Below are 25,808 nucleotides of genomic sequence, written 5' to 3' on the forward strand. Positions count from 1 at the left end.
CCCCCTCACCAGGAACCGGTCGAGGCCGGAGCCGGTGCGGATCTCGCCGCCCGCGGCGCGGAAGCTCGCGGCCATCGCCCGGGTGATTGCGCCCATGCCTCCGCGCGCGAAGCCCCAGGCGCCGATGGAGCCGTCCACCTCGCCCATGTAGTGATGGAGAAGCACATAGGCCGTCCCCGGCGAATAGGGGCCGAGCCCGGTGCCGATGATGCCCGACCCGGCGAGATGCGCCTTGACGATGTCCGAGTGCAGGTGCTCGTCAAGGAACTCGGCGATCGAAAGCGTCCAGAACCGCACCGTCTCGGCCATGTCGCGTTCGCCGAGACCGTGGAAGCGGCGGCCGATGTAGAGAAGCTCCGAGATGTCGCGCGGCCGGAACGATGTCGGGTCCGGTGCCGTGCGCAGGAGCAAGGGCTTGATGAAGCGGCACTGTTTCATCACCGCGCGGGAATACCGCTCGTAGCCGTCCGCGTCGCGCGGATCGTGGCGGATCAGCTCGCGCCTGAGCGCGTCATGATCCGAGGCATAGTTGAAATGTTCGCCCGTCGAGTTGAACGTGGCACCGCTCTCGTAGGGAATGACCTGCAACCCGTGCTTCGGCAGCTCCAGCGCCCGGATGATCTCGGGCCTGAGAAGCGAGCAGACATAGGAGCAGTTCGAATAGGTCCAGCCCGGCGTCAGTTCCCTACTGACCGCCGCGCCGCCCACATAGTCGTTCTTCTCGACGACGAGAACCTTCAGCCCGGCGCGGGCGAGGAAACAGGCCGTGGTCAGCCCGTTGTGCCCTGCCCCGACGACGATGGCGTCGTATTTCATCGCGCTCCCCCCCCCCGACTCCTCGCGCCGAGGCTAGCAGCATTCTGAGTGATCAGTCAAAATAATATATGAGCGCTCAGTCAGAAAATGCTTTCGCGGCGCCGGGCGCGGGACTACATCGGGGGAAGGTCAGGACGGAACTTACGCCGTGGACGACAAGGTTTCACCCACCTCGCGCCGCACGCAGGCGCGGATCATCGACGCGGTGGTCGATTCCGTGGCGACGCACGGCCTTTCCGGCACCACGCTCGCCACGGTGGCCAAGGGCGCGGGCGTGTCGCAGGGCGTGCTGGTCTTCCACTTCAAGACCAAGGACGGGCTCCTGACCGAGACCCTCCGCCGCCTTTCGGCGGAATACCGTGCCGCCTGGGAGCCGGCGCTGGCGGAGGCGGACCCGCTCGACCGGATCCTCGGTCTCGTCAGGGCCGACTTCGGCGCCGCCGTCTGCAGCCGCCGGAAACTTGCCCTCTGGTTCGCCTTCTGGGGCGAGGCCGGGGCCCAGCCGCTCTACAGCGAGATCTGCGAGGCGGCCGAGGAAACCCGATACCGCGCCATGGTCGCGGCCTGCGAGGCACTCGCCGCCCGCTACGGCACGCCCGATCCCACGCTTCTGGCCAATGCCATCGACGCGATGACCGACGGGCTCTGGCTGCAACTTCACATCTACGGCAAGCGCCTCTCGCGCAGCGGGGCGCGCGACCTCGCGCTCGGCCACCTACGTCTCCTCCTGCCCTCGCTCGCCCATCGCATCTGACGCGGCAGGACACGGTCGGCCCGCAGAACCTGCAAGAGCCCCGGGGGCGGCGCCCCCGGTCACGGCGCTTGCCAATCGCCGCACACTGGGCGATTCCTGTGCCCGGGCCCAGGAAAAGGAAGCCGGGCATGGCAAGCAGGGACGCCGGGCCGCGCAGGGCTCGCGACGCGACGAAGGAGCGCCACCGGCGGGTGCTCATCGAGGCCACGGCGGACGCCATCCTCGACCACGGGCTGGCGAATGTCTCGGTCAGCCGCATCCTCGAGCGCGCGGGACTTTCGCGCGGGATGGTCAACCTGCATTTCGGGAGCAAGGCCAATCTGCTCGTGGAAGTGGTGCGGCACTTTTCCGAGGCCTACGGGGCCCATTGGCAGGCGGCGATGGCGGCGGCGGGACCGCGGCCGGAGGACCGGCTCCGCGCCCTCATCGCCGCGGATTTCGACGACGCCGTTCTCAATCGCCGCGTCATGGCCGTCTGGACCGCCTTCCGCGGCGAGGCGCAGACCTCACCCGCCTACATGCCCTTCATCGACAGCCGCGACGCGCGCCTTCAGGCGGCGTTCACGGCGATCTGCACCGAACTCGCGGCGGCGGGCCCCTACCCCTCGGTCGATCCGACCCTTGCCGCCATGGCCTTCCTCGCGGTGCTGGAAGGGCTCTGGAGCGATTTCCACCTCTACCCCGACCGGTTTGACCGCGACGCGGCGCGCGCGGTCGTCCTGCACATGGCGCGCGCCTTCTTTCCCCGGCACTTCGCCTGAACCTCAGGGGCCGAGGATGAGCCCCGCTCCCTCGGCCCAGGACAGCGTGACCGGCGTGCCGAGGCCGAAGCCCTCCGCGACGTTGTTGACCGACACCGAAAGCGGCCGGTCGAGCCCCTCCGCCGTCACCTGGTAGTGGATGCGGTCGCCCAGGTAGGCGGCCTCCGTGACGCGGCCCGCGAGGGACGGGTTTCCTCCGGACCCGGCGCCGGGGTGCAGCACGAGCTTCTCGGGGCGCAGCGCGAGGAAGGCCTCGGCCCCCTCCGGCAGGACGCCGACCATGCTGCCGGCGAAGGCGCCGAGTGCGCCGGCATCGAGCCGCCCCCCGCACAGCCGCCCGGGGACCAGGTTCATGGTGCCGACGAACTCCGCAACCCGCCGGTTGGCGGGCCGCTCGTAGAGCCCGCGCGGGGTGTCGAGCTGCATGACCTGGCCTTCCGCCATGATGGCGATCCGGTCCGACAGCGTCAGCGCCTCTTCCTGGTCGTGGGTGACGAAGACGAAGGTGATGCCGACGGTCCGCTGCAGCGCCCTGAGTTCCAGCTGCATCTCCTCCCTCAGCTTCTTGTCGAGCGCCGAGAGCGGCTCGTCGAGCAGGAGGACCTTGGGCCGGCAGACGAGCGCGCGGGCCAGCGCCACGCGCTGGCGCTGGCCGCCGGAAAGCTGGTGGGCGTTGCGCGTCCCGAGACCGTCGAGCTTCACGAGGCTCAGCGCCTCCGCCACCCGTGCCTGCGCCTCGGCCTTCGACAGCGGCTGGTTCCGCAGCCCGTAGCCGATGTTCTCTTCCACGTTCAAGTGCGGAAAGATTGCGTAGCTCTGGAATACCATGTTCGTCGGCCGCCGGTTCGCGGGCACGCCGGCCATCGGCTGGCCGTCGATCAGGAGCGTGCCGGACGAGGGCTGCTCGATCCCCGCGAGGATGCGCAGGAGCGTGGTCTTGCCGCAGCCCGACGGCCCGAGCAGCGAGAAGAACTCGCCCCGCGCGATGTCGAAATTGATCTGCCGCAGCACGGTCAGCGCGCCGAAGCGCTTCTCGACCTCCCTGAGCTCGATGATCGGGGTCGCAGGGTTCATCAGAAGTCTCCGGGATTGCTGGAGGCCACGCCCCGCTTGCGGATCACCTCGGCGGCGATCACGAGCAGGGCGGAGCCGACGAGGATCAGCGAGCCGAGCGCGAGCACGCCCGGCAGCTTGTTCGGGAAGCGCAGCTGGCTGAAGAGATAGACCGGCAGCGTCGTCTCGGTGCCGGTCAGGAAGAAGGCGATGACGAACTCGTCGAAGGAAATGATGAACCCCATCAGGAGGCTGGAGATCACGCCGGGCAGCGCCAGCGGGAAGGTGAGCCGCCAGAAGGTGGTCCAGGCGCCGCAGCCGAGATCGCGTGACGCTTCCTCCAGGCTCGGGTCGAAGCCCTCGAGCCGCGACATGAGGACCGAGATGCAGAACGGCAGGCAGACGATGACGTGCCCGGCCGCGACGGTGAAGAGCGAGAGACCGATGCCGAGGATCTTCAGGATGATCACGAGGAGCGCCACCGCGATGACGATCGAGGGGATGACGAGCGGAAGCATCATGAAGCTCTGGATCGCGGCCCCGCCCGGCAGGCGGAAGCGGGTGAGCGCGAGCGCGGCGGGAATGGCCAGCGCGGTCGAGAGGACGGCGACGAAGACCGCGATCTTCAGGCTGTTCTGGAAGGCGAGGATCATCGAGGTATTTGCGGCCATCGCCGCGAAGTTCTTCAGCGTGAAGCCCTTCAGCGGAAAGGTCGCGAAGGTCCCGTCGTTCAGCGCGAAGACCGGCATCAGGAGCACCGGGCCATAGAGGAAGATGATGAAGAAGCCCGCGTAAACCCAGAGAATATTGAACTTTCCCCGCATCGTCAAAGCCTCCGCGACCGGATGCGGGCGTAGCCGATCGCCCAGAGGAAGAGCGCCACGAGAACCGCGATGATCCCCATCATCGTGATCGCGACGGCAGCACCGAGGGGGGCGTTGTTCTGCTTGAGGAACAGGTCCTGCACGAGGTTGCCGATCATCGTGCCGCCGGGCCCGCCGACGAGCGTCGGCGTCACGTAGTCGCCCACCGTCGGAATGAAGACGAGGAGTGCCGCGGCCACCGTGCCCGGGGCCGAGAGCGGCAGCGTCACGCGCCGGAACCTTTGCCACCGGCTGTCGCCGAGGTCGGACGCCGCCTCGAGGAGCGAGCGGTCGATCTTCTCCAGCGAGACATAGATCGGCAGGATCGCGAAGGCGACCCAGGAATGGGCGAGCGTAATCACCACGGCACCGGGATTGTAAAGCAGGAACTCGAGGGGTTCATCAATGATTCCAAGCGTTTTCAGGCCGGAGTTGATGGCGCCGTTGAAGCCGAGGACAACTTTCCAGGCAAAGACCCGGAGCAGGTAGCTGGTCCAGAACGGGACGGTGATGAGGATGATCCAGAGCGCCTTGTGCCGGTGGACGCGGAAGGCGAGGAAGTAGGCCATCGGATAGGCCAGCGCGATGACGGCGAGCGTCGCCATCAGCGACATCACCAGCGACTTCACCATCAGGATCGCCGGCACCGGATAGGCGAGGTGGAAGGGAATCCCGAACCAGACCGTCGGCTCGGCCGAGGGCCGGACCAGCTCGGCGTAGTTGGCGAGCGTCGGCGTCCGGTCGAGCTCGAACCCCGACTGCGTCCAGAAGCTGAGAAGGAAGAGCGCCGCCATCGGCAGCGCCAGCATGGCGATGGTCACCGAAAGGGCCGGCGAGAGCAGCCCGTAGCCCCTGAGCCGCCGGCGCAGGACCTCGCGGTCGCGCGCCGGGGCCAGCGGGTCGGAAGCGGCGGTGTCCGTCACGGCAGCGTCAGTATTTCAGCGCCTTCGTGTCGGCCCAGACCTTGTTGAATCCCTCCTGCACCGCGTCGGTCGGCGTCTTGAAGACGATGGTGTTCTTCATCATCTCGACCGGATCGGTGATGCCCATGTTGGCCACCGCCTGCGGGTCGGCGATCTCGAAGGCCTTGATGTTTGCGTGGCCGTAGCCCGACCCCTCGATGAGCGCCTTGCCGGTTTCCGGGGAAAGCCAGGCGTCGATGAAGTCGTAGGCCGCCTGTTCGTCCGCCTTGCCGGTATTGAGGAGCGTGAGCCCGCAGAACCAGGTGAACATCCCCTCCTTCGGCGCGGCGAGTTCGACCGGGATCCCTTCGGCCCGCAGGTTGGCCACGAGGTCGTTCCAGGCATAGGCCGCGACGATCTCGCCCGAGGCCATCGCCTGCTGCACCTCCGACGAGTCGTTCCAGAGGAACTTCGCGGTGTTGACGGCCTTCGTGCCCCATTCCTTGGCCGCCGCCTCCAGCGCCGCGCCTTCGAGCTTGTAGGCCTCGTCATAGGGCATGCCGCCCACCATGGCGCCGATGACGATGGCCATCTCGTTGTCGGTCATGGCAACACGGCCGGCGTATTCCTCGTCGTAGAAGATCGCCCAGGTCGGGTTCTGGGCGAATTCCGGCGGCATCAGGTCGGGCCGGTAGGCGATGGAGGAATTGCCCCAGTCGGCCGGCGCCATGACCACCTTGCCATCCATGACCACGCCCTCGGCCGCCTGGAGGGAGGGGAAGACGTCGGCCCAGTGGCTGAGCCGCGCGGTGTCGATCTCCTTTGCCACACCGGCGTTGACGAAGCGGGCGACCGAGTAGTTGCAGGGGTGCATGACATCGGCCGCGAAGCCCGCCAGCACCTTGGCCAGCGCGTCCTCCTCGCCGGCGAAGATGGAGAAGTTGGGCTGCGCGCCGTACTTCGCCACATAGGGCTGGAAATAGTCCGGCGAATCATAGCCGCCCCACTCCAGGCAGGTGAGCACTTCGGCCGCGACGGACCGTCTCGGCAACACGAGCGCGCCGACTCCGAAGGCACCCGCCGCCTGCATCATCTGCCGCCGCGAGACCCGGCCAGACGCCATTCTGTCAATGAATTTAATGCGTTGCATTCGCTTTTTTCTCCCCGTTGGCCCTTGGGCCTGAAAAATCTTAACACCGTTTTGCGAAGCGCAAAGGAAATAATACGATCCGGCAACAAGGGCCGTCCCGGCCCCGTGACCCGAACAGGAGCCGCCATGACCCCGCCCGAGCTCGTCCTGATCAACGCCGACATCCGCACGATGGACCCGCATTTCCCCAGGGTGAGCGCGCTCGCCGTCCGCCGCGGGCGGGTGGCGGCGCTGGGGAGCGACGGCGACATCCGCGCGCTCGCCGCCACGGGCACCAAGGTCATCGACGCGGGCGGGCGGCTGGTGTTGCCGGGGTTCCACGACACGCACCTGCACGTCCAGGACGGCGGCCAGCACTACGCCGAGAGTGCCGACCTCTCCGAGGCCCGAACGGTCGCCGAGTTGCAGGCGACCCTGCGTGCGTTCGCGGCAAGCCATGACCGGGAGTGGGTCTACGGCGGCTTCTACTATTCCGGCGTCTTCGGCGAACACAACCTGAACCGGCAGGTGCTGGATGCGGCGGTGCCCGACCGGCCCTGCATGATCATGGCCTCCGACGGCCACAACGGCTGCATCAACTCGGCGGCCATCGCCCGGGTCGGCCTCACCGCCGCGACACCCGATCCCGAGAACGGTCATTTCGTGAAGGACGCCAAGGGCAACCCGACCGGCCTTCTCTACGAACGCGCCACGGCCTGGGTCGACGACCGCAAGCCTGCGCCCTCCGACGCGGAGTTCGCCGAGGGCGTCCGTTTTGCCCAGGCCCATGCGAACGCGCACGGGCTGACCGGACTTCTCGACGCCTCGGTGGACGAACGCCACGCGCGGGTCTACCGCCGGCTGGTGGCGGCGGAGGCACTGACCGCGCGAATCCTCGCCACCGCGCGGATCGACGCTTCGGAGACGACCGCGGGCGCGGTCGCCCGCGTGGAGAAGCTGCGGCGCGAATGCCAGTCCGAGATGTTCCGCATCCATTCGGCGAAGTTCTTCCTCGACGGGGTGATCGAGAACCGCACCGCGGCGATGATCGAACCCTATTCGGACGCGCCGGGCGGCAATGCCCCCCTGATGTTTTCCCCCAATCAGATCAACGACATGTTCGTGGCCTTCGACGCGGCGCGGTTCCAGATCCACGTCCACGCGATCGGCGACCTTGCCGTGCGCGCGGCGCTCGACGGGATCGCGGCGGCGCGCGCCGCGAACGCGCCCTGGCCCGCCTTCCACCAGATCGCCCATGTCCAGTGCATCGACCCGGCCGACATTCCCCGCTTCGCCGAACTCGGGGTCGTCGCCAATATCCAGCCCCTCTGGGCGCGGGCCGAGCCCTCGGTCACCGATGTCGCCGTGCCGATGGTCGGACCGGAGCGCGCCCGCTGGATCTACGCCTTCCGCAGCCTGCGCGACGCCGGCGCGCTCCTGGCCCTTTCCAGCGACTGGACCGTCTCCACCCTGAACCCGTTCGAGATCATCGAGACCGCGATCACCCGGCAGCCGCCGAGGAAGGAGGGCGACCATCCGGTCTTCATTCCCGAGGAACGGCTGACGCTCGCGGAATGCGTCGAGGGCTACACCGTCAATGCCGCGACCGCCGGCTGGCGGCAGACGGCGACGGGCTCTCTCTCGCCCGGCAAATGGGCCGACCTCATCCTGCTCGACCGCGACATCTACGCCTGCAGCCCCTATGACATCGGCGACACCAGGGTGCTGCTCACGCTCCTCGCCGGCCGCGAGGTCTGGAGCGCCTGATCTCTTGCGCACGCCTCGGGCCTCCTGTTTCCTCTGCCCGATCCCAGGGAGGAATCGCCATGGCCCGGGCCGAGAACGTCCTTTTCGTCGTCATCGACCAGCTCCGCGCCGACTGCGTCTTCGGCGCCCTCGCGGCGCATGTGGCGCTGCCCAACCTGCGCGCGCTCATGGCCGATGGCGTCACCTTCCGCCGCCACTACTCCGTCGTGAACCCCTGCGGGCCGTCGCGCGCGTCGATCCTGACCGGGCAATACGCGATGAACCACCGGGCGACCAGGAACGGCACGCCCCTGCCCGACGACCTGCCGAACCTCGCCACCGAGGTCCGCAAGGCGGGCTGGCTGCCGCTTCTCTTCGGCTACACCGACACGACCCGCGACCCCCGCACCCTGCCGCCGGGCGATCCGATGCTGAAAAGCTACGAAGAGGTCATGCCCGGCTTCGTCGAGGCGGTGGAGATGCGGCTGGAGCAGAGCTGGCCCTGGCGCGCGCATCTCGCGGCGAAGGGCTACGAGGTGCCGCCCTACCCGGCGATCTTCCGCCCCGCCGGTCCCCGCCTCGACGACCCCGCGCTCTACCGCGCCGAGGACAGCGACACCGCCTTCCTCACCGACTGCGCGCTGGACGCGATCCGGGTCAGGCCCGAGGGCTGGTTCGTCCACCTGACCTACATCCGCCCCCATCCGCCCTTCGTCGCGCCGGCGCCCTACAACCGGATGTACGACCCGGCCGCCCTGCCCCTGCCGGTGCGCGCCGGCACCGTCGCGGAAGAGCGCGCGCGCCATCCCTTCATCGCCTCCTCGCACGCCAAGAACCCGGCGGCGGGCACCGTGGAAGGTTTCCCCGACCTCGCGCCCACCGACGCGAACGTCCAGACCCTGCGGGCGATCTACCTCGGCCTGGCGACCGAGGTTGACGATCACCTCGGCCGTATCGTCGGCCACCTGAAGGCGCGCGGCCTCTACGACCGGACGCTGATCGTGGTGACGGCCGACCATGGCGAGATGCTGGGCGACCACCATGTCTGGGGCAAGTCGACGTTCTACGACGCCGCCTATCATACCGCCCTCGTCATCCGCGATCCGGACGCGCCCCTGCGCGGCGCCCAGGTCGATCTGCCGACCGAGGCGGTGGACGTGACGCCGACGATCCTCGACTGCCTCGGGCTCGACATTCCCCACACGATGGACGGGCGCAGCCTCAGGCCCTTCCTCTCCGGCGAGACCCCGCCGGACTGGCGGCGCTACAGCTTCTCCGAACTCGACTTCGGCGACCCGGTGACGCCGACCCTCGCGCAGGAGGCGCTCGGCCTGCCGGCCGAGGCGGCGAACCTCGCCATCCTGCGCGGGCCGACGCACACGCTCGTCCATTTCAACGGCGGGCTGCCGCCCCTCCTCTTCGATCACCGCGCCGCGGGCGAGATGCGGGACGTCGCGGGCGACCCGGCCGCGGCCCCGACGCTCCTGGAGATGAGCCGGGCGATGCTCGATCACCGGATGCGCCACGCCAACGGGCGCTTCGCCCGGACGATGGTCACGCCGGCCGGCCTGGCGGTGGTTCCCCGTTGCCAGGGCCGCTGAAACTATCCTTCCAAGCACCTTTTCGATGAAACGTCCTGTTCGATTTTCGTTGACCTGTTTCGGTGGCCGGCACCAAGATCGGAACCCGGGGGGGACTGTCACAAATCTGACTCCGCTTGCACGCAACAAGACCCCAACGCGCCGGGGCATCCTAACGTGGCGCCAAGAAGTCGATCCGAATCCAACTGGTCCGACAACAGGAGAGAACATGAGAAAACTACTGCTTTCGAGCGTTTCGCTGGCTGTCCTGCCGCTGGCCGCTCTCGCAAACTGCCCCGGCATCACCGTCGCCGACATGGGCGGCATCGCGGCCGGCGCCTTCCCGCAGCAGTACGAGCTGGCCGAGTTCCAGACCGCCGCCGGCTGCACGATGGAGTTCGGCGAAAATCCCGGCATTGCCGGCTTCAACAGCCAGATCAAGGGCAACCCGGACCTGCCGCCGGTGGCCGAGCGGCTGCCGGAGGAGCCGCTGGTGGTCGTGCCCTACGACTCGGTCGGAAAGTACGGCGGCACGCTCGACGGGCTGTCGAACGCCAACGAGGCGGGCACCTCGGACTTCATGTCGGTGCGCCACGTCAACCTCGTGCGCTATTCCGACGACCTCGAGACGATCGTGCCGAACGTGGCGAAAAGCTGGGAATGGAACGCGGATTACACCGAGCTGACGTTCAAGCTGCGCAAGGGCCACAAGTGGTCGGACGGCGCGCCCTTCACCTCCGCCGACGTGAAGTTCTGGTATGACAACCTGGCGCTCGATCCCAAGATCAACGAGAAGCCGAAGGATTACGTCACAGTCGCCAGCCAGCCGATGACGGTGGAGACGCCGGACGACGAGACCGTGATCTTCAAGCTGCCGGCGCCGAAGCCCGGCCTTCTGGCCCACTTCGCCACCCATTTCGGCCAGGGCTTCCAGCCCAAGCACTTCCTCGGCCAGTTCCATCCCGCGATCAACCCCGATGCCGACGCGCTCGCCCAGTCGATGGGCTATGCCGACGGCTACGATGCGATCAAGGCCTACTACGGCAACTCCGACTGGATGGACACCGGCACGCCGATGCTGAACTCGCCGGACAAGCTCGACAAGCTGCCGAAGGATGCGGCGCCGACGCTCGAGAGCCACATCGTCGTTCGGGAGACCACCGAGGGCCGCCATTTCGTTGCCAACCCGTACTTCTACATGGTCGACACGACGGGCCAGCAGCTGCCCTACATCAACGAGCAGGACGAGGTCTTCGCCAACGACCAGGAAGTGCGGCTCCTGAAGCTGGTCAACGGCGAGGCGGACTACAAGTCGCAGTCGCTGCAACTGTCGGACGCGCCCCTCTTGCTGGAGAACCAGGAGAAGGGCGGCTACACGATCCAGCTCAAGCCGAAGATCGCGATGCACGCGATCTCCTTCAACGTGACCTCGGCCGACGAGGAGAAGCGCGCCGTCTTCGGCGACCTGCGCTTCCGCAAGGCGATGTCGGTTGCGCTCAACCGTGAGGCGCTGAACGGGACCGCCTATTTCGGGGAAGGCGCGATCCAGCAGTACACCGGCTTCTCGCCGCTGCCCGACTACATCGACGCCAAATGGAAGACCTTCGCGACCGAGCACGATCCCGAAGGCGCCAAGGCGCTGCTCGATGAGGTTGGCGTCGTCGACAAGGACGGCGACGGCTACCGCGACCTGCCCTCGGGCGCTCCCCTGGTGCTGAACCTGCAGTTCGCCACCCAGGGCATCGCGGGCCAGGTCGTCGAACTCGTGGCGCAGGACTGGGCGGCAGTCGGCATCAACACCACCGTGAAGGAGATCACGCCGGACGAATACCGCTCGGCGCAGTCGTCCAACCAGCTTGACGTCGGCCTGTGGGAAAAGGGCCAGCCGGTCGGCATCATCCTCGGCAACAACGAGCTCTGGGTACCGCCCTTCGAGAACTACTTCGGCCACCGCACCGCGATGCTCTGGGCCGAGTGGGTGGACTCGAACGGATCGGCCGGGGTGGAGCCGCCGGACTACGTCAAGGCGCTCATCGCCGACATCAACGCGCTGCAGTCGACGCCGTCAGGCACCGACGAGTTCAAGGCCATCGCCAACCGGATGGTCGAGAACATGACCGGGAACCTGCTCTTCATCGGAACGGCCCTGACACCGGACCCGATCTATCACCGCAATGCGCTGAAGAACTTCCCGGAGTTCAAGACCGCGTCCTACGAATACTACCGGACCTACCCCTACCGGGGCGCCCAGTGGTGGCTCGACGAATGATGTCGTGACCTGCGTCTGACAGCCGGCCGGGGCGGTGCGCCGCCCCGGTCCGCAGGCCCGATCTCACAGACAGGACCGCCGACATGGCCCAGTTCGCACAGTTCGCGTTGACCCGCGCCGTGCTCGCGCTGATTACGCTGCTGACCGTCTCGCTCATCGTTTTCACGTTGATGGAGCTGGTGCCCGGCACCTGTGCGGAACGCTACCTGGCCTTCAAGAATACACAAGGCTCGCAGATCACCCTTGCCGACATCGAGGCGGAGGAACGGCGGCTCGGCCTCGACCGGCCGTTCCCGGTCCGTTGGGGAAGCTGGGTCTACAACGTCTTCGTCCACGGCGAGTTCGGCGACAGCTGCATCCTCAGGCTCGACATCAACCAGCTTCTCGCCGACAAGTTCTGGATCTCGCTCGGCATCTGCCTGGCGGCGCTGATCCTGTCCTACGCGATCGCGGTGCCGGTCGGCATCATCACGGCGAGTTCGACCAGCGCGGTCACCAACAACTCCCTGCGCCTGATCTCCTATCTCGGCCTGGCGCTGCCGAACTTCCTTCTGGCGCTGATCATCATGCTCCTGTCCACCGTCCTCTTCGGCGACAGCCTGACCGGGCTCTTCTCGAAGGAATACCGCGACGCGGCCTGGAGCTGGGCCAAGTTCGGCGACTTCCTCAGCCGCGCCTGGCTGCCGGTCTTCATCCTCGGCTGGTCGGCCACGGCCTTCGCGCTGCAGACGGTGCGGGCGCTGATGCTGGACGAGATCGGCAAGCTCTATGTCACCGCCGCCGCGGCGCGCGGGGTATCGGGGGCGACACTGCTCTGGCGCTACCCGGCCAAGCATTCGCTGGGGCCGGTGATCAACTCGCTCGGCTTTGACCTCAACCGCATCTTCAACGAATTGCCGATCGTGGCGCTGATCCTGACCCTGACCGAGGCGGGGGCGCTGCTCTTCGAGAGCCTCGCGCGCTCCAACGACCAGCAGCTGGCGGGCGCGATCATCTTCCTTCTCACGGCGAGCATCGTGGCGCTGAACTTCGTCACCGACATCCTGCTCGCCCTGATCGACCCGCGCGTCCGGCGCGGCATGATGGGATAGGCGCATGTCGGTACCGAGCGAAACACTTCCGGCCGGCGTCGACCAGAAGGCCAAGGAGGCCTACTTCACCGCCTCGCAGGGTCAGCTCATCTGGGCGCGTTTCAAGGGCAACCGCACCGCGATGATCGCCGCCTGGGCGCTCGTCCTGATGATCATGATGGGCATCTTCGCGCCGTTCCTGTCGCCCTACGACCCGACCATCGCCGGGCGCGACGAGAACTACGAGAACGGCGCGCCGCAGCTTCCGAAGTTCTGGGACGAGAACGGCTTTTCCTTCCGCCCCTTCATCTACGCGACCGAACGCGAACGCTCGATCAAGACCAACTTCCGCTGGGTGGTGACCGAGAACCGCGAGAAGCGGCTCTACATGCGCTTCTTCGTCGAGGGGTGGGAGTACCGCATCCTCAGGGTGATCCCGGGAGACCTGCACCTCTTCGGCGTGGACGGTGACGGCAAGATCCACCTCTTCGGCACGGATGCCTCCGGCAAGGACATCTTCAGCCGCACCCTCCACGCGATCTGGACCTCGCTCGCCGTCGGCACGCTCGGCGTCCTCATCTCCTTCGTGCTGGCGCTCATCATAGGAGGGGTGGCCGGCTATTTCGGCGGCTGGATCGACTCGGTCCTGCAGATGGTCACCGACGCGATCCGCACGGTGCCGTCGATCCCGCTCTTCATGGCGCTCGCGGCCTTCATGCCCGACCACTGGTCGTCCGAGACGCGGTTCTTCTTCATCTCGATCATCCTCGGGCTGATCGGCTGGCCGACGCTCGCCCGGCGCATCCGCACCCACCTGCTGACCGAACGGACGCAGGAATACGTGCTCGCGGCCGAACTTTGCGGCGCCTCGGCGGGCCATGTCATCCGCCGCCACCTGCTGCCCTCCTTCACCTCCTACATCATCGTCGACCTGATGATCTCCTTTCCCTACATGGTCCGCTCCGAGACCGCGCTTTCCTTCATCGGCCTCGGGCTCAAGGACCCGGTGAACTCGCTCGGCGCGCTGATGCAGAACGTGTCCAAGGCCGACGTCCTTCTGAACTACCAGTGGTATTTCATCCCGGTGATCTTCTTCGTGGCGCTCGTCCTCGCCTTCGTCTTCGTCGGCGACGGCCTCAGGGACGCGGCGGACCCCTATTCGGACACGAAGAAATGACGGCGCTGATCGAGGTCCGTAACCTGACCATCCGCTTCCGCACCGACGAGGGCCTCGTGACGGCGGTGGAGGACGTGTCCTTCACGCTGGGCAAGGGCGAGGTCATGGGCCTCGTGGGCGAGTCGGGGTCGGGCAAGTCGGTCACGGCCAAGGCGCTGATGAGCCTCAACGCCCGCAACGCCGTCTATGGCGAGGGCAGCCGCATCACCCTTCACACCGAGACCGGCCCGGTCGAGGTCCTGAAGCTGAAGACAGCGCGCGATCTGAAGGTCGTCCGCGGCGGCGCCATCTCCATGATCTTCCAGGAGCCGATGGCGAGCTTCGCGCCGGCCATCACCATCGGCAAGCAGATGGTGGAACAGCTCCAGCTCCACGGCGACATGTCGAAGGCGCGCGCGCGTGAGATCTCGGTCGAGATGCTCGACCGCGTCGGCATCTCCGACCCCGCACGGCGGTTCGACCAGTATGCGTTCGAGCTTTCGGGGGGCATGCGCCAGCGGGCGATGATCGCCATGGCGCTGTCCACGAAACCGAAGCTCCTCATCGCCGACGAACCGACGACTGCGCTCGACGTGACGATCCAGGCGCAGGTGATCGACCTCATGAAGGACCTCGTGAACGAGTTCCACATGGGCATCGTCTTCATCACCCATGACCTCGGGGTCATCGCCCAGACGGTCGACAAGATCAGCGTGATGTATCTTGGCCGGCTGATCGAGGAAGGCCCGGTGCGCGAGGTGATCCGCAACCCCAAGCACCCCTATACCCAGGGCCTGATCGCCGCGCTGCCGAAGCTCGACGACCTCGACGCGCCGCTGACGCCGGTCGCGGGCGACATCCCCTCGCCGCTCGAACGCCCGGCCGGCTGCGTCTTCCACACCCGCTGCCCGAAGCTCCTCGGCGGGGTCTGCCGGACGGCGCTGCCGGGGGACACGCGGGTCGATGCGACCCACCGCGTCGCCTGCCATCTCTATCCGCCGGGAGGGGCCGCATGACCGATGCGCCGCTGATTTCCACAAGCGACCTCTCGGTGGGGTTCCGGACCGGGTCCGGGTTCTTCGGCAAGTCGCTGCTGAAGGCGGTCGACCATGTCAGTCTCGACATCCGCAAGGGCTCCTTCTTCGGGCTCGTCGGGGAGTCGGGATCGGGCAAGACGACGCTCGGCCGGGCGCTTCTCAAGGCGGTGCCGATGACAGGCGGCACGGCACGCTTCCGCGACGGCGAGGTTGACTACGACCTGACGACGCTCTCGGGGCCCGCGCTGAAGGACTACCGCAAGCGCGCGCAACTGATCTTCCAGGACCCCTACGCCGCGCTCAGCCCGCGGATGACCGTGCGCGACATCATCGCCGAGCCGCTGGAAGTGATGGGCCTGACGAAGACCCGAGAGGAGACCGATACCCGCGTCCGCGCCATCGCGGCGAAGTGCCGGCTGAACCTCGAACACCTGCGCCGCTTCCCGCACGCCTTCTCGGGCGGGCAGCGCCAGCGCATCTCCATCGCCCGCGCCCTCGTCTCGGGGCCGAAGTTCATCGTCGCCGACGAAAGCGTGGCGGCGCTCGACGTGTCCATCCAGGCCGATGTTCTGAACCTTCTGAAGGAGTTGCAGCGCGATCTTCAGATCACCTTCCTGTTCATCAGCCATGACCTGTCGGTCGTCGCGCATACCTGCGACCAGGTGGCGGTGATGTATCTCGGCCGCCTTGTCGAAAGCGCGCCGACGCGGCGGCTCTTCGCCGCCCCGCGCCATCCCTATACCAAGGCGCTCTTCTCGGCGATTCCCTCGCTCGACCCCGACGACCGCGGCCGCGGACAGAAGCTCACGGGCGAGATCCCCTCGCCTACGAACCAACCGCCCGGCTGCAAGTTCCACACCCGCTGCCCCCATGCGATCGCCCGCTGCAAGACCGACGAGCCGGCGCTGGAGCATCCCGGCGACGGGCACGAGGTCGCCTGCCACCGCTGGCGCGAGCTTCTGGACGAGCGGGCGGCCTGAGGCCACGGGGCCCTTCGCGGCGGGCGCGGCGGAAACCGGCACATGATCCGTGTCAAGGCAAAGGCGCACGGACTGCCCTAACCCGGCGGGGCCGGAAGGAGGGCTCGTCAGATGACCGACCGCACCCAGGATCTTTCCTCGATCATCGCCCGGGGCAGCGGCGGGCGGCGGGCATGGCGGTGGATCACGGCCGCGCTGGTCCTCCTGGCGCTTGCCGCGGGCGGCAGCTGGTGGTGGCTCGCACGGGGCACCGGGACGAGCGTCAGCTACGTCACCGAGCCGGTCACACGAGGCGCCCTCACCGTTACCGTCGTCGCCACCGGCACCGTGAAGCCAACGCGGCAGGTCGAGGTATCCTCGGAACTTTCCGGCACGCTCGTCGCCGTCGAGGCCGACTACAACGACCGGGTCGATGCCGGCGACGTTCTCGCCCGGCTGGACGACACCAAGCTCCGCGCGCAGGTGACGAACGCCGAAGGCGCGCTCATCGCCGCGAAGGCGCGCGTGGATCAGGCGCAGGCGGCGCTCGATCAGGCGCAGTCGAACTACGAGGCGCGGGGCGCGCTCGACCGGCTCGGCACGACATCGCGGCTCGATTTTCTCGGCTACGAGGCGACCTACAAGGGCGCGAAGGCGGCGCTCGAGATCGCGCGGGCGGACGTGACGCTGGCCGAGGCGGCCCTCTCCTCGGTGCGCTCGGACCTCGACAAGACCGTGATCCGTTCGCCCGTGAAGGGGATCGTGCTCGACCGGGCGGCGGACGCAGGCAAGATCGTAGCCTCCTCGCTCAACGCGCCCACGCTCTTCGTCATCGCCGAGGACCTCGCCGAGATGGAACTGCGGGTGGACGTGGACGAGGCCGACATCGGCAAGGTCGCGGTCGGCAACGCCGCGCGCTTCACGGTCGAGGCCTATCCCGGCCGCGGTTTCGCCGCGACCATCACCGAGGTGCGCTATGCGCCCGAGACGACCGAGGGCGTGGTGACCTACAAGGCGATCCTCGCCGTGGACAACACCGACCTAGCCCTGCGCCCGGGCATGACCGCGACGGCGACGGTCACCGTGGCCGTGGTCGCCGACGCGCTGCAGGTCCCGAACGCGGCGCTGCGCTATGCGCCTCCGCAGGCGGCCGGCGACAGCGGCGGTGGCGGCAGCGGGCTTCTCGGCCTCATCATGCCGCGCCGGCCGGGCGCGAACGGCGCGGGAACGGCGAGCGGCCGCGCCGTCTGGGTGCTGCGCGACGGCACGCCCGAGAAGGTCGCGGTCGAGACCGGCCAAAGCGACGGCAAGCGCACCGTCATCCTCTCCGCCGGGCTCGCCGAGGGCGACGAGGTGGTCACCGACCGGATCGAGGCGAAGTGACATGGCCTCTTCCGGCGCACCGATCATCGAGTTCCGCGGCATCCGCCGCACCTACGGCACGGGCGAGGCCGAGGTGCGCGCGCTCGACGGGGTGGACCTGACGATCCGACGGAGCGAGTTCATCGCGATCATGGGGCCCTCGGGATCGGGCAAGTCCACCGCCATGAACATCATCGGTTTTCTCGACCGGCCGACGGAGGGGACCTATCTCTTCGAGGGACAGGACGTGTCGGAGCTGAACCGCGACCAGCGCGCGCTCATCCGCCGCCACTACCTCGGCTTCGTCTTCCAGGGCTTCAACCTCCTCGCGCGCACCTCGGCACAGGAAAACGTCGAGCTTCCGCTGATCTACAAGGGCATGGGCCGCGCCGAACGCGCCGCCCGCGCCGCCGAGGCGCTGGCCAAGGTCGGGCTGCAGGGCCGCGAGCATCACGACCCGTCGGAGCTTTCCGGCGGCCAGCAGCAGCGCGTCGCCATCGCCCGCGCGCTCGCCGGCGATCCGGAGGTCATCCTTGCCGACGAGCCCACGGGAAACCTCGACACGACCCGCTCGCGCGAGATCATGGAACTGCTCGTGCGGCTCAACCGAGAGGATGGCATCACCATCGTCATGGTCACGCACGAGGAGGACATGGCCGCCCACGCGGGACGGCTCGTGACCTTCATCGACGGTCGCGTCGCCTCCGACCGCGCGATGCCGGCGCGGAGGGCCGCGCGATGATCTGGGAAACCGTGCGCCTCGCGCTCCAGGCGATCCTGCGCAACGCGCTCCGCTCCTTCCTGACCGTGCTCGGCGTCGTCATCGGTGTCGCCGCCGTCATCGCCATGGTCACGATCGGCCAGGGGTCCTCCGACCAGGTGACGGCAAGCGTCGCGAGCCTCGGCACGAACGTGCTCATCCTGCGCCCGGGACGCGCGATGATGGGGCCCGGCGCGCGCGACGACGCGCCCGAGTTCCGCCTTGCCGACGCCGAGGCGCTGAACGCGCTCTCGGCCGTCGCGGCGGCGGCGCCCGTGTCCTCCTCCACCCTCACCGCCGTCTACGGCAATGCCAATGCGACGACGCTCGTCACCGGGACGGACACGAGCTACCTCGACGTCCTGAACTGGTCGGTCGTGCGCGGCCGCGGCTTCACCGACCCCGAGGAACGCTCCGGCGCGGCGGCCTGCCTGATCGGCGAGACCCTGCGCCAGAAACTCTTCGGCAACACCGACCCGACCGGGGAATCGATTCGCCTGCGGTCGGTTTCTTGCGAGGTCGTCGGGCTCCTGCAGGTGAAGGGCGCCTCCACCTTCGGCCAGGACCAGGACGACACGATCATCGTGCCGATCCGGATGCTGCAGCGGCGGGTGACCGGCACGACCGACGTCTCCTCGATCCGCGTCGCGCTTGCCCCGGGCGTCACCACCGCCCGCGGCATCCGCGAGATCGAGGCGCTGATGCGCGAACGCCGGCGCATCGGCATCGGCGAGGACGACGATTTCTCCGTCACCGACATGGCGGAGATTTCCTCGATGCTGACGGGCATCAACAACGTGCTGACCGGGCTGCTCTCGGCCGTCGCGGCGGTGAGCCTTCTGGTCGGCGGCATCGGGATCATGAACATCATGCTTGTCTCGGTGACCGAGCGCACGCGCGAGATCGGCATCCGCCTTGCCGTCGGCGCGCAGGCGCGGCAGGTGCTGATGCAGTTCCTGATCGAGGCGGTGGTGCTTTCGCTCATCGGCGGGCTCATCGGCATCCTTCTCGGGCTGGCGCTGGCCTATGTCGCGGCGCAGTTCATGGCGATCCCCTTCGCCCCGAGCCTCTCGGTCATCCTTCTGGCCTTCGTCTTCTCGGCCTTCGTCGGTGTCGTCTTCGGCTTTTTCCCCGCCCGCTCCGCCGCCCGGCTCGACCCGATCGAGGCGCTGCGCTACCAGTGACCCGGCCCGGCCCTTGACCGAGATCAAAGGCCCCGCGGCGGCGATGGGCGATCCTGCCCGGGTCAGCCGAGGGAGGTGCGCATGTCGGCCCGTCAAGAGTCTCTGATCTGGTTCGACAAGGTCGCACGCGGCGACGTGGCGCTCGTCGGCGGCAAGAACGCCTCGCTCGGCGAGATGACGCAGGCCCTGACGCCGAGGGGCATCCGCGTGCCCGAGGGCTTCGCCACCACCGCCGGCGCCTTCCGCGCCTTCCTGGCCGCGAACCGGCTCGACGCCGTGATCCGCGATCGGCTCGGAGCCCTCGAGGCCGGCCGGGCGGACCTTGCTGCCACCGGTCGGGCGATCCGCGAGGCCATCTCGGGCGCCGACTGGCCCGAGGCGATCGCCGCGGAAATCCGCTCGGCCTATGGCGAGCTTGCCCGCCGCACCGGCAAGGACAACCCCGCCGTCGCCGTCCGCTCCTCCGCCACGGCCGAGGACCTGCCGGACGCGAGCTTCGCGGGCCAGCAGGAGACGTTCCTGAACGTCGCGGGCGAGCGCGCGCTCCTCGACGCCTGCCGGCGCTGCTTCGCCTCGCTCTACACCGACAGGGCGATCACCTACCGGACGCTGAAGGGTTTCGTGCACGAGAAGGTCGCGCTCTCGGTCGGCGTGCAGCTGATGGTGCGCTCCGACCTCGGCGGTTCGGGCGTGATGTTCTCCATCGACACGGAATCGGGCTTCGACAAGGTGGTGCTGATCAACGCCGCCTGGGGGCTGGGCGAGAACGTCGTGCAGGGCGCCGTCGATCCCGACGAATACCAGGTCTACAAGCCCTTCCTCGCGCGCGCGGGCCTGACGCCCATTCTCGCCAAGACGCTGGGCGCGAAGGAACAGAAGATGATCTACGCCAAGGGCGCGGCCCGGCCGACGCGCAACGTGCCCACATCGAAGGCCGAGCGGGAATCCTTCGTGCTCTCCGACGCCGAAATCCTTGCCCTCGCCCGCCAGGCTGCGGTGATCGAGGACCACTATGGCCAGCCGATGGACATGGAATGGGCGAAGGACGGCGAGACGGGCGCGCTCTACATCGTGCAGGCCCGGCCCGAGACGGTGAAGTCGCGCGCCGGGGCGGCGGCCTTCCGCAGCTACAGCGTGGCGGCCAAGGGACCGCTGCTCGCGACCGGCCTCAGCGTCGGCGAGGCGGTGGCGACGGGCGAGGTCTGCCTATTGAACTCCGCCGCCGAGATCGACCGCTTCGTCGACGGCGCCGTTCTGGTCACCTCCACCACCGATCCCGACTGGGTGCCGGTGATGAAGCGCGCCGCCGCCATCGTGACCGACCACGGCGGGCGCACCTCGCACGCCGCCATCGTCAGCCGGGAGCTTGGCCTTCCGGCCATCGTGGGCACCGGAAACGCCACGCACGTCCTCCATGACGGGCAGGAGGTGACGGTGTCCTGCGCCGAGGGCGAGGAGGGATTCGTCTATGGCGGCACCGCCGAAGTGACGGTCGAGGACATAAGGCTCGATGCCGTGCCCGAGACGCGGACGAAGGTGATGCTGAACCTCGCCAACCCCTCCGCCGCCGCGCGCTGGTGGCGGCTGCCGGTCGACGGCGTCGGGCTGGCGCGGATGGAGTTCGTCGTCACCAACGCGGTCCGCGTCCATCCTCTGGCGCTCACCCGCTACGCCGAGCTGAAGGACGAGGCCGCGAAGGCCGAGATCGACCGGCTGACGCGGGGCCATGCCGAGCGCACCGACTATTTCGTCGAAAGCCTCGCCATGGGCCTCTCGCGCATCGCCGCGACGTGGTTCCCGGCACCGGTCATCGTGCGGATGAGCGATTTCAAGACCAACGAGTACGCCGAGCTTCTGGGCGGGCGGCAGTTCGAGCCGGCCGAGGAAAACCCGATGATCGGCTTCCGCGGCGCCTCCCGATACTACTCCGACGCCTACCGCGACGGCTTCGCGCTGGAATGCCGGGCGATCCGGCGGCTGCGGGAGGACATGGGCTTCACCAACGTCATCGTGATGATCCCCTTCTGCCGCTCGCCCGAGGAGGCCGACCGGGTGCTGGAGGTGATGGCGGCGAACGGTCTCAGGCGCGGCGAGGGCGGGCTCGAGGTCTACGTGATGTGCGAGATCCCGTCGAACGTGATCCTCGCCGAGGACTTCGCGAAGAGATTCGACGGCTTCTCGATCGGCTCGAACGACCTCACCCAGCTTACCCTCGGCGTGGACCGCGACAGCGAGGCGCTGGCGCCCCTCTTCCGCGAACGCGACCCGGCGGTGCTCTGGATGATCCGCACGGTGATCGAACGGGCGCACAAGGCGGGCTGCAAGGTCGGCCTCTGCGGGCAGGCACCGTCCAACGACCCCGATTTCGCGCGCATCCTCGTGGAGGCGGGGATCGACTCCATCTCGGTCACGCCCGACAGTTTCCTCGCCGTGAAGCGCCATGTCGCGGCGGCCGAGGGAGAGGGCATGGCCTGAGCGCCGGCGCGGCGTGGCGGCGCGCCCTGGCGCCGCTTTTGGACTGGCGAAGCGCCCCCCTGACGGTGCAAGGTGGTGCCGCAAAAGCCACGGAGGATCATCATGCGGACACGTGCGGCCGTCGCCGTCCAGGCGGGCAAGCCCCTTGAGATCATGGAGGTGAACCTCGCCGGGCCGCGCCCGGGCGAGGTCATGGTGGAGATCAAGGCCACCGGCATCTGCCATACCGATGAATTCACGCTCTCGGGCGCCGACCCCGAGGGGCTTTTCCCGGCGATCCTCGGGCACGAGGGCGCGGGCGTGGTGGTCGAGGTTGGCGAGGGCGTCACCAGCGTAAGGAAGGGCGATCACGTGATCCCGCTCTACACGCCGGAATGTCGGGAATGCCCCTCGTGCCTCTCGCGCAAGACCAACCTCTGCACCTCGATCCGCGCGACGCAAGGCAAGGGCGTGATGCCCGACGGCACCTCGCGCTTCTCGACGCTCGATGGCGATCCGATCCTGCACTATATGGGCTGCTCGACCTTCTCGAACTACACGGTGCTGCCGGAGATCGCGGTCGCCAAGGTGCGCGAGGACGCGCCCTTCGACAAGATCTGCTACATCGGCTGCGGCGTGACCACGGGGATCGGCGCGGTGATTAATACCGCCAAGGTGGAGATCGGCGCCAAGGCGGTGGTCTTCGGCCTGGGCGGCATCGGGCTCAACGTCATCCAGGGCTTGAGGCTTGCCGGCGCCGACATGATCATCGGGGTGGACCTCAACCCCGCCAAGGTGCCGATGGCCGAACATTTCGGGATGACCCATTTCATCAATCCGAAGGAATGCGACAATGTCGTCCAGGAAATCGTCAACCTGACGAAGACGCCCTTCGACCAGATCGGCGGCGCGGACTACAGCTTCGACTGCACCGGCAACGTCAAGGTGATGCGCGACGCGCTGGAATGCACGCACCGGGGCTGGGGCCAGTCGATCATCATCGGCGTGGCGCCGGCCGGCGCGGAGATCCAGACGCGGCCCTTCCAGCTTGTCACCGGGCGCGTGTGGAAGGGCACCGCCTTCGGCGGCGCGCGCGGCCGCACCGACGTGCCGAAAATCGTCGACTGGTACATGGAGGGCAAGATCGAGATCGACCCGATGATCACCCACACCCTGAAGCTCGACGAGATCAACAGGGGCTTCGACCTGATGCACGCCGGCGAGTCCATCCGTTCGGTCGTCGTCTACTGAGGGCGATCCGGCCCGGGCGGCCGGGCCGGACAGGGCAGAGATGGGCGAAACGATCGACGCGGCGGGCCTGCTCGAACGCCTCCGACGCCTCCCGCGCGGAGGCCGCACCGTGGTCGCCATCGCCGGCGCCCCCGGCTCGGGCAAGTCGACGCTTGCGGAGGCATTGGTGGACGGGCTCAACGCTCGCGATCCGGGCAGCGCGGCCCTCCTGCCGATGGATGGGTTCCACTTCGACGACCGTGTCCTCGACGCCCTCGGTCGGCGGGCGCGGAAGGGCGCGCCGGACACGTTCGACGTGGGCGGGCTCGACCACAGCCTCGCCCGTCTCCGGACGCGCGACGAGGCTTTCGTCGCGGTTCCCGTCTTCGACCGCGCCATCGAGATCGCCCGCGCCGGCGCGCGGCTGATCCCGGCCGGGGTGCCGGTGATCGTGGCGGAGGGCAACTACCTGCTCCTGAAGGATGCCCCCTGGTCCGCCCTCGCCCGGCACTTCGGGCTGACCGTGCGGCTCGACGTTCCCGAGGACGTGCTGCGCACAAGGCTTGCCCTGCGCTGGCAGGGCTACGGACTGTCCGACGGGGAGATCGCCCGCAAGCTGGAGGAGAACGACCTGCCCAACGGACGCACCGTCACGCTGCGGAGCCGCGCGGCGGATTACGTCATCTCACAGGGCGGATAGTTCGAAACGTGAAGGAATTTTTTCAGTTTATGCGTCCATCACCGGCCAACATGTGGCAAATAGTAAACCGCCAGGCACCTAAATGACTGTTTACCTCTCCGGTTTCCTGCTCTGCCGCTCGCTCGAGGAAGCCGACCGGGTCGCGGCGCTCCTGCCCGAACACATCCGGCTGACGCGGGCGGAGCCGGGATGCGTCAGGTTCGAGGTCTGGCGGTCGCACGCCGACCCCTGCCGCTTTGCCGTCAGCGAGAGCTTTCGCGACCGCGCCGCCTTCACGGCGCATCAGGCGCGGGCGGCGGACACCATCTGGGCGCGCGCGACGAAAGGCGTACCCCGCGACTACGTCATCCGTGACGGGGAGGATCAGCTGCCGTAGATGGCCCGGACGTAGCCCTTGGTCTCGGCATAGGGCGGAATGCCGCCGTGCCGCTGCACCGCCTCGGGCCCGGCGTTGTAGGCGGCGAGCGCCAGTTTCCAGTCGCCGAACCGGTCGTACATCATCCTGAGGTAGCGCGCCCCGCCGTTGAGGTTGTCGTGCGGGTCGGTCGCATCGACCCCAAGACGGCTCGCCGTCGCCGGCATCAGCTGCGCGAGCCCGGTCGCGCCCTTGTGCGAGATCGCGCCCGGGTTCCAGCCCGATTCCTGCTGGACGAGCCTGAGGAACAGATCCTCGGGGATGCCGTGGCGCCGCGCCGCCTCGCGCGCGGCTTCCAGGTAGAGGCCGCGGTAGCGGCCGGAATAGCGCGGCAGCGATACCGCCGTGGCGGCCGTCTTGCCGTGTGGCGTCAGGCGCACAGAGGTATCGTACTGGACCGAGGCGCGGGTATCGAGCACCGCCGTCTGCTTGCGGAAGAGCGCGAGCCGCGAGCCCGCCGAGGCCGATCGCGCCAGCGTCAACCCCTCGGCCATTGCGGTGCCGGTATCGAACCCACCCGCCAGACCGGCGGCGAGAAGCCAGGCCCAGGTAATCCGCATCTGTCCCCCGCGGTTTCGATCGCGCCGGGACTATAGCCGATTTTTCGTCCCGTTCCAGCCCCGCGACAGGGTGCCTCAGGCCCGCGCCGAGGCCGGGCCGGTGCGTGCCGCCGCCCCCTCGGACCGCGGGACCGGCCCGCCCAGAAGCTCCTCGATGAGCAGGTTGACGAGCTGGGATCGCCGCTGCACGCCGGCCTTGCGGGAGATCGCGTTCAGATGCGTCTTCACGGTGCCCCCGGCCGACCCGCGCAGGCCTGCGATCTCGGCGATGGTGCAGCCCCGGAAGGAAGGGTTAGGCGAATGTTAACCATGAGCGCTTTTCTTGGCCCGGCACGGATGCTCTAACGGGGCAAATGGAATCGGGACGAGGAGGTCCGCCATGGCGGGTTCGGTGAACAAGGTCATTCTGGTCGGGAATCTCGGCCGCGATCCGGAGGTGCGGTCGTTCCCGAACGGCGGCAAGGTCTGCAATCTCAGGATCGCCACCTCGGAAACCTGGCGCGACCGCAACACGGGCGAGCGCAAGGAGCGGACCGAATGGCACTCGGTCGCGATCTTCAACGAGAACCTCGCCAAGATCGCCGAGCAGTACCTGAAGAAGGGTTCCAAGGTCTACGTCGAGGGGCAGCTCGAGACCCGCAAGTGGCAGGACCAGTCCGGCGCCGATCGCTACACGACCGAGGTCGTGCTGCGCCAGTTCCGCGGCGAACTGACGCTCCTCGACGGGCGCGACGGCGGCGGCGCGGGCGGCGGCTATGACGACGACCGCGGCGGCGGCGGCTACGGTGGCGGCTCCGGCGGCTATGGCGGCGGATCGGGCGGTGGCGGACAGGGAGGCGGCCAGGGCGGCGGGCGCCCCGACCTCGACGACGAGATTCCGTTCTGAACCGACGCACGCGGGGGCGGTGCCCCCGCCCCGCCGGGGAGGTGAAGCAACGCAGAGGCCGGGACGCCGAGCTGAGGGCGCCCGGCACCGGGCGCTTGTCTCAGCGCCCCGCGAGCGCGTCGCCCAGAAGCCGCACCACCACCTCGCCCGGCACGTCCGTCG

At 68.2% G+C, this 25,808-nt stretch carries 24 protein-coding genes; 17 read left to right on the forward strand and 7 right to left on the reverse strand.

What is annotated here, in order from left to right; genetic code table 11:
• On the reverse strand, positions 1-816 hold an 816-nt coding region (locus F9K34_RS07000; RefSeq protein ID WP_291336196.1), incomplete at its 3' end, for a phytoene desaturase family protein.
• A 148-nt stretch (positions 817-964) separates the two neighbouring features.
• Here F9K34_RS07000 and F9K34_RS07005 point away from each other — a divergent pair.
• Positions 965-1,570 (forward strand): TetR/AcrR family transcriptional regulator, encoded by a 606-nt coding sequence (locus F9K34_RS07005; protein ID WP_291336197.1) that lies wholly within the window; start codon positions 965-967, stop codon positions 1,568-1,570.
• A gap of 128 nt (positions 1,571-1,698) precedes the next feature.
• Entirely contained in the window at positions 1,699-2,331 is a 633-nt protein-coding gene (locus F9K34_RS07010; RefSeq protein WP_291336198.1) for a TetR family transcriptional regulator C-terminal domain-containing protein, read from the forward strand.
• Positions 2,332-2,334: 3 nt separating this feature from the next.
• On the opposite strand, the gene F9K34_RS07015 is transcribed toward F9K34_RS07010, so the two are convergent.
• The 4 genes from F9K34_RS07015 to F9K34_RS07030 all read right to left on the reverse strand — a co-directional run bounded on the left by F9K34_RS07015 (position 2,335) and on the right by F9K34_RS07030 (position 6,272).
• The gene (locus F9K34_RS07015) at positions 2,335-3,405 is read right to left on the reverse strand and encodes an ABC transporter ATP-binding protein (protein WP_291336199.1); all 1,071 of its coding nucleotides are present in this window, start codon (positions 3,403-3,405) and stop codon (positions 2,335-2,337) included.
• A complete protein-coding gene (locus F9K34_RS07020; protein ID WP_291336200.1) occupies positions 3,405-4,208 on the reverse strand; it encodes an ABC transporter permease in 804 nt (267 codons plus the stop codon). Before F9K34_RS07020 ends, F9K34_RS07015 begins: the two co-directional genes overlap by 1 nt.
• A 2-nt stretch (positions 4,209-4,210) precedes the next feature.
• Positions 4,211-5,056, reverse strand: coding sequence for an ABC transporter permease (locus tag F9K34_RS07025; RefSeq protein ID WP_436405719.1), 846 nt, complete (start codon positions 5,054-5,056; stop codon positions 4,211-4,213).
• 121 nt (positions 5,057-5,177) lie between these two features.
• Entirely contained in the window at positions 5,178-6,272 is a 1,095-nt protein-coding gene (locus F9K34_RS07030) for an ABC transporter substrate-binding protein (protein WP_291336201.1), read from the reverse strand.
• 153 nt (positions 6,273-6,425) lie between these two features.
• On the opposite strand from F9K34_RS07030, the gene F9K34_RS07035 reads away from it, so the two are divergent.
• The 14 genes from F9K34_RS07035 to F9K34_RS07100 all read left to right on the forward strand — a co-directional run bounded on the left by F9K34_RS07035 (position 6,426) and on the right by F9K34_RS07100 (position 24,161).
• Positions 6,426-8,045: an amidohydrolase gene (locus tag F9K34_RS07035; protein ID WP_291336202.1), complete on the forward strand. Its 1,620-nt coding sequence runs from the start codon at positions 6,426-6,428 to the stop codon at positions 8,043-8,045.
• Between the two features lie 59 nt (positions 8,046-8,104).
• Complete coding sequence (locus F9K34_RS07040) at positions 8,105-9,625, forward strand: alkaline phosphatase family protein (protein WP_291336203.1); 1,521 nt, start codon at positions 8,105-8,107, stop codon at positions 9,623-9,625.
• A gap of 208 nt (positions 9,626-9,833) precedes the next feature.
• The gene (locus F9K34_RS07045; protein WP_291336204.1) at positions 9,834-11,873 is read left to right on the forward strand and encodes an ABC transporter substrate-binding protein; all 2,040 of its coding nucleotides are present in this window, start codon (positions 9,834-9,836) and stop codon (positions 11,871-11,873) included.
• Between the two features lie 83 nt (positions 11,874-11,956).
• Complete coding sequence (locus tag F9K34_RS07050) at positions 11,957-12,964, forward strand: ABC transporter permease (RefSeq protein WP_291336205.1); 1,008 nt, start codon at positions 11,957-11,959, stop codon at positions 12,962-12,964.
• A 4-nt stretch (positions 12,965-12,968) separates the two neighbouring features.
• On the forward strand, positions 12,969-14,120 hold the full coding sequence (locus F9K34_RS07055; RefSeq protein ID WP_291336206.1) for an ABC transporter permease: 1,152 nt from the start codon (positions 12,969-12,971) through the stop codon (positions 14,118-14,120).
• On the forward strand, positions 14,117-15,115 hold the full coding sequence (locus F9K34_RS07060) for an ABC transporter ATP-binding protein (RefSeq protein ID WP_291336207.1): 999 nt from the start codon (positions 14,117-14,119) through the stop codon (positions 15,113-15,115). The genes F9K34_RS07055 and F9K34_RS07060 overlap by 4 nt, the downstream gene beginning before the upstream one ends.
• Positions 15,112-16,116 carry an ABC transporter ATP-binding protein gene (locus F9K34_RS07065; protein ID WP_291336208.1) on the forward strand — a complete coding sequence of 335 codons (1,005 nt, stop codon included), beginning with the start codon at positions 15,112-15,114 and terminating at the stop codon, positions 16,114-16,116. Before F9K34_RS07060 ends, F9K34_RS07065 begins: the two co-directional genes overlap by 4 nt.
• 111 nt (positions 16,117-16,227) lie before the next feature.
• Positions 16,228-17,478, forward strand: a complete 1,251-nt coding sequence (locus F9K34_RS07070; RefSeq protein ID WP_291336209.1) for an efflux RND transporter periplasmic adaptor subunit — start codon at positions 16,228-16,230, stop codon at positions 17,476-17,478.
• A 1-nt stretch (position 17,479) separates the two neighbouring features.
• Positions 17,480-18,199 carry an ABC transporter ATP-binding protein gene (locus F9K34_RS07075; protein ID WP_291336210.1) on the forward strand — a complete coding sequence of 240 codons (720 nt, stop codon included), beginning with the start codon at positions 17,480-17,482 and terminating at the stop codon, positions 18,197-18,199.
• Complete coding sequence (locus F9K34_RS07080; protein ID WP_291336211.1) at positions 18,196-19,401, forward strand: ABC transporter permease; 1,206 nt, start codon at positions 18,196-18,198, stop codon at positions 19,399-19,401. Before F9K34_RS07075 ends, F9K34_RS07080 begins: the two co-directional genes overlap by 4 nt.
• A gap of 81 nt (positions 19,402-19,482) precedes the next feature.
• On the forward strand, positions 19,483-21,876 hold the full coding sequence (ppsA, locus tag F9K34_RS07085; RefSeq protein WP_291336212.1) for a phosphoenolpyruvate synthase: 2,394 nt from the start codon (positions 19,483-19,485) through the stop codon (positions 21,874-21,876).
• A gap of 102 nt (positions 21,877-21,978) precedes the next feature.
• Positions 21,979-23,106: an S-(hydroxymethyl)glutathione dehydrogenase/class III alcohol dehydrogenase gene (locus tag F9K34_RS07090; protein ID WP_291336213.1), complete on the forward strand. Its 1,128-nt coding sequence runs from the start codon at positions 21,979-21,981 to the stop codon at positions 23,104-23,106.
• A 40-nt stretch (positions 23,107-23,146) separates the two neighbouring features.
• Complete coding sequence (locus F9K34_RS07095) at positions 23,147-23,785, forward strand: nucleoside/nucleotide kinase family protein (RefSeq protein WP_291336214.1); 639 nt, start codon at positions 23,147-23,149, stop codon at positions 23,783-23,785.
• An 82-nt stretch (positions 23,786-23,867) separates the two neighbouring features.
• Positions 23,868-24,161, forward strand: a complete 294-nt coding sequence (locus tag F9K34_RS07100; protein WP_291336215.1) for a putative quinol monooxygenase — start codon at positions 23,868-23,870, stop codon at positions 24,159-24,161.
• On the opposite strand, the gene F9K34_RS07105 is transcribed toward F9K34_RS07100, so the two are convergent.
• Positions 24,149-24,760: a lytic transglycosylase domain-containing protein gene (locus F9K34_RS07105; protein ID WP_436405718.1), complete on the reverse strand. Its 612-nt coding sequence runs from the start codon at positions 24,758-24,760 to the stop codon at positions 24,149-24,151. The genes F9K34_RS07100 and F9K34_RS07105 overlap by 13 nt on opposite strands.
• A gap of 75 nt (positions 24,761-24,835) precedes the next feature.
• Positions 24,836-24,988: a hypothetical protein gene (locus F9K34_RS07110; protein WP_291336216.1), complete on the reverse strand. Its 153-nt coding sequence runs from the start codon at positions 24,986-24,988 to the stop codon at positions 24,836-24,838.
• A 151-nt stretch (positions 24,989-25,139) separates the two neighbouring features.
• On the opposite strand from F9K34_RS07110, the gene ssb reads away from it, so the two are divergent.
• Positions 25,140-25,646: a single-stranded DNA-binding protein gene (gene ssb / locus F9K34_RS07115; protein WP_291336217.1), complete on the forward strand. Its 507-nt coding sequence runs from the start codon at positions 25,140-25,142 to the stop codon at positions 25,644-25,646.
• Positions 25,647-25,808 lie beyond the last annotated feature (162 nt).

The organism is Albidovulum sp. (genome assembly GCF_008933605.1).
Taxonomy (GTDB): domain Bacteria; phylum Pseudomonadota; class Alphaproteobacteria; order Rhodobacterales; family Rhodobacteraceae; genus Albidovulum.

Bases quoted from the DNA above. Each gene is read 5' to 3' on its own strand.
- F9K34_RS07020 (WP_291336200.1), bottom strand. From the start codon at position 4,208: ATGCGGGGAAAGTTCAATATTCTCTGGGTTTACGCGGGCTTCTTCATC.
- F9K34_RS07065 (WP_291336208.1), top strand. From the start codon at position 15,112: ATGACCGATGCGCCGCTGATTTCCACAAGCGACCTCTCGGTGGGGTTC.
- F9K34_RS07025 (WP_436405719.1), bottom strand. From the start codon at position 5,056: ATGCTGGCGCTGCCGATGGCGGCGCTCTTCCTTCTCAGCTTCTGGACG.
- F9K34_RS07030 (WP_291336201.1), bottom strand. From the start codon at position 6,272: ATGGCGTCTGGCCGGGTCTCGCGGCGGCAGATGATGCAGGCGGCGGGT.
- F9K34_RS07015 (WP_291336199.1), bottom strand. From the start codon at position 3,405: ATGAACCCTGCGACCCCGATCATCGAGCTCAGGGAGGTCGAGAAGCGC.
- F9K34_RS07080 (WP_291336211.1), top strand. From the start codon at position 18,196: ATGATCTGGGAAACCGTGCGCCTCGCGCTCCAGGCGATCCTGCGCAAC.
- F9K34_RS07090 (WP_291336213.1), top strand. From the start codon at position 21,979: ATGCGGACACGTGCGGCCGTCGCCGTCCAGGCGGGCAAGCCCCTTGAG.
- F9K34_RS07035 (WP_291336202.1), top strand. From the start codon at position 6,426: ATGACCCCGCCCGAGCTCGTCCTGATCAACGCCGACATCCGCACGATG.
- F9K34_RS07105 (WP_436405718.1), bottom strand. From the start codon at position 24,760: ATGCGGATTACCTGGGCCTGGCTTCTCGCCGCCGGTCTGGCGGGTGGG.
- F9K34_RS07100 (WP_291336215.1), top strand. From the start codon at position 23,868: ATGACTGTTTACCTCTCCGGTTTCCTGCTCTGCCGCTCGCTCGAGGAA.
- ppsA (WP_291336212.1), top strand. From the start codon at position 19,483: ATGTCGGCCCGTCAAGAGTCTCTGATCTGGTTCGACAAGGTCGCACGC.
- F9K34_RS07095 (WP_291336214.1), top strand. From the start codon at position 23,147: ATGGGCGAAACGATCGACGCGGCGGGCCTGCTCGAACGCCTCCGACGC.
- F9K34_RS07055 (WP_291336206.1), top strand. From the start codon at position 12,969: ATGTCGGTACCGAGCGAAACACTTCCGGCCGGCGTCGACCAGAAGGCC.
- ssb (WP_291336217.1), top strand. From the start codon at position 25,140: ATGGCGGGTTCGGTGAACAAGGTCATTCTGGTCGGGAATCTCGGCCGC.
- F9K34_RS07050 (WP_291336205.1), top strand. From the start codon at position 11,957: ATGGCCCAGTTCGCACAGTTCGCGTTGACCCGCGCCGTGCTCGCGCTG.
- F9K34_RS07010 (WP_291336198.1), top strand. From the start codon at position 1,699: ATGGCAAGCAGGGACGCCGGGCCGCGCAGGGCTCGCGACGCGACGAAG.
- F9K34_RS07075 (WP_291336210.1), top strand. From the start codon at position 17,480: ATGGCCTCTTCCGGCGCACCGATCATCGAGTTCCGCGGCATCCGCCGC.
- F9K34_RS07045 (WP_291336204.1), top strand. From the start codon at position 9,834: ATGAGAAAACTACTGCTTTCGAGCGTTTCGCTGGCTGTCCTGCCGCTG.
- F9K34_RS07040 (WP_291336203.1), top strand. From the start codon at position 8,105: ATGGCCCGGGCCGAGAACGTCCTTTTCGTCGTCATCGACCAGCTCCGC.
- F9K34_RS07070 (WP_291336209.1), top strand. From the start codon at position 16,228: ATGACCGACCGCACCCAGGATCTTTCCTCGATCATCGCCCGGGGCAGC.
- F9K34_RS07060 (WP_291336207.1), top strand. From the start codon at position 14,117: ATGACGGCGCTGATCGAGGTCCGTAACCTGACCATCCGCTTCCGCACC.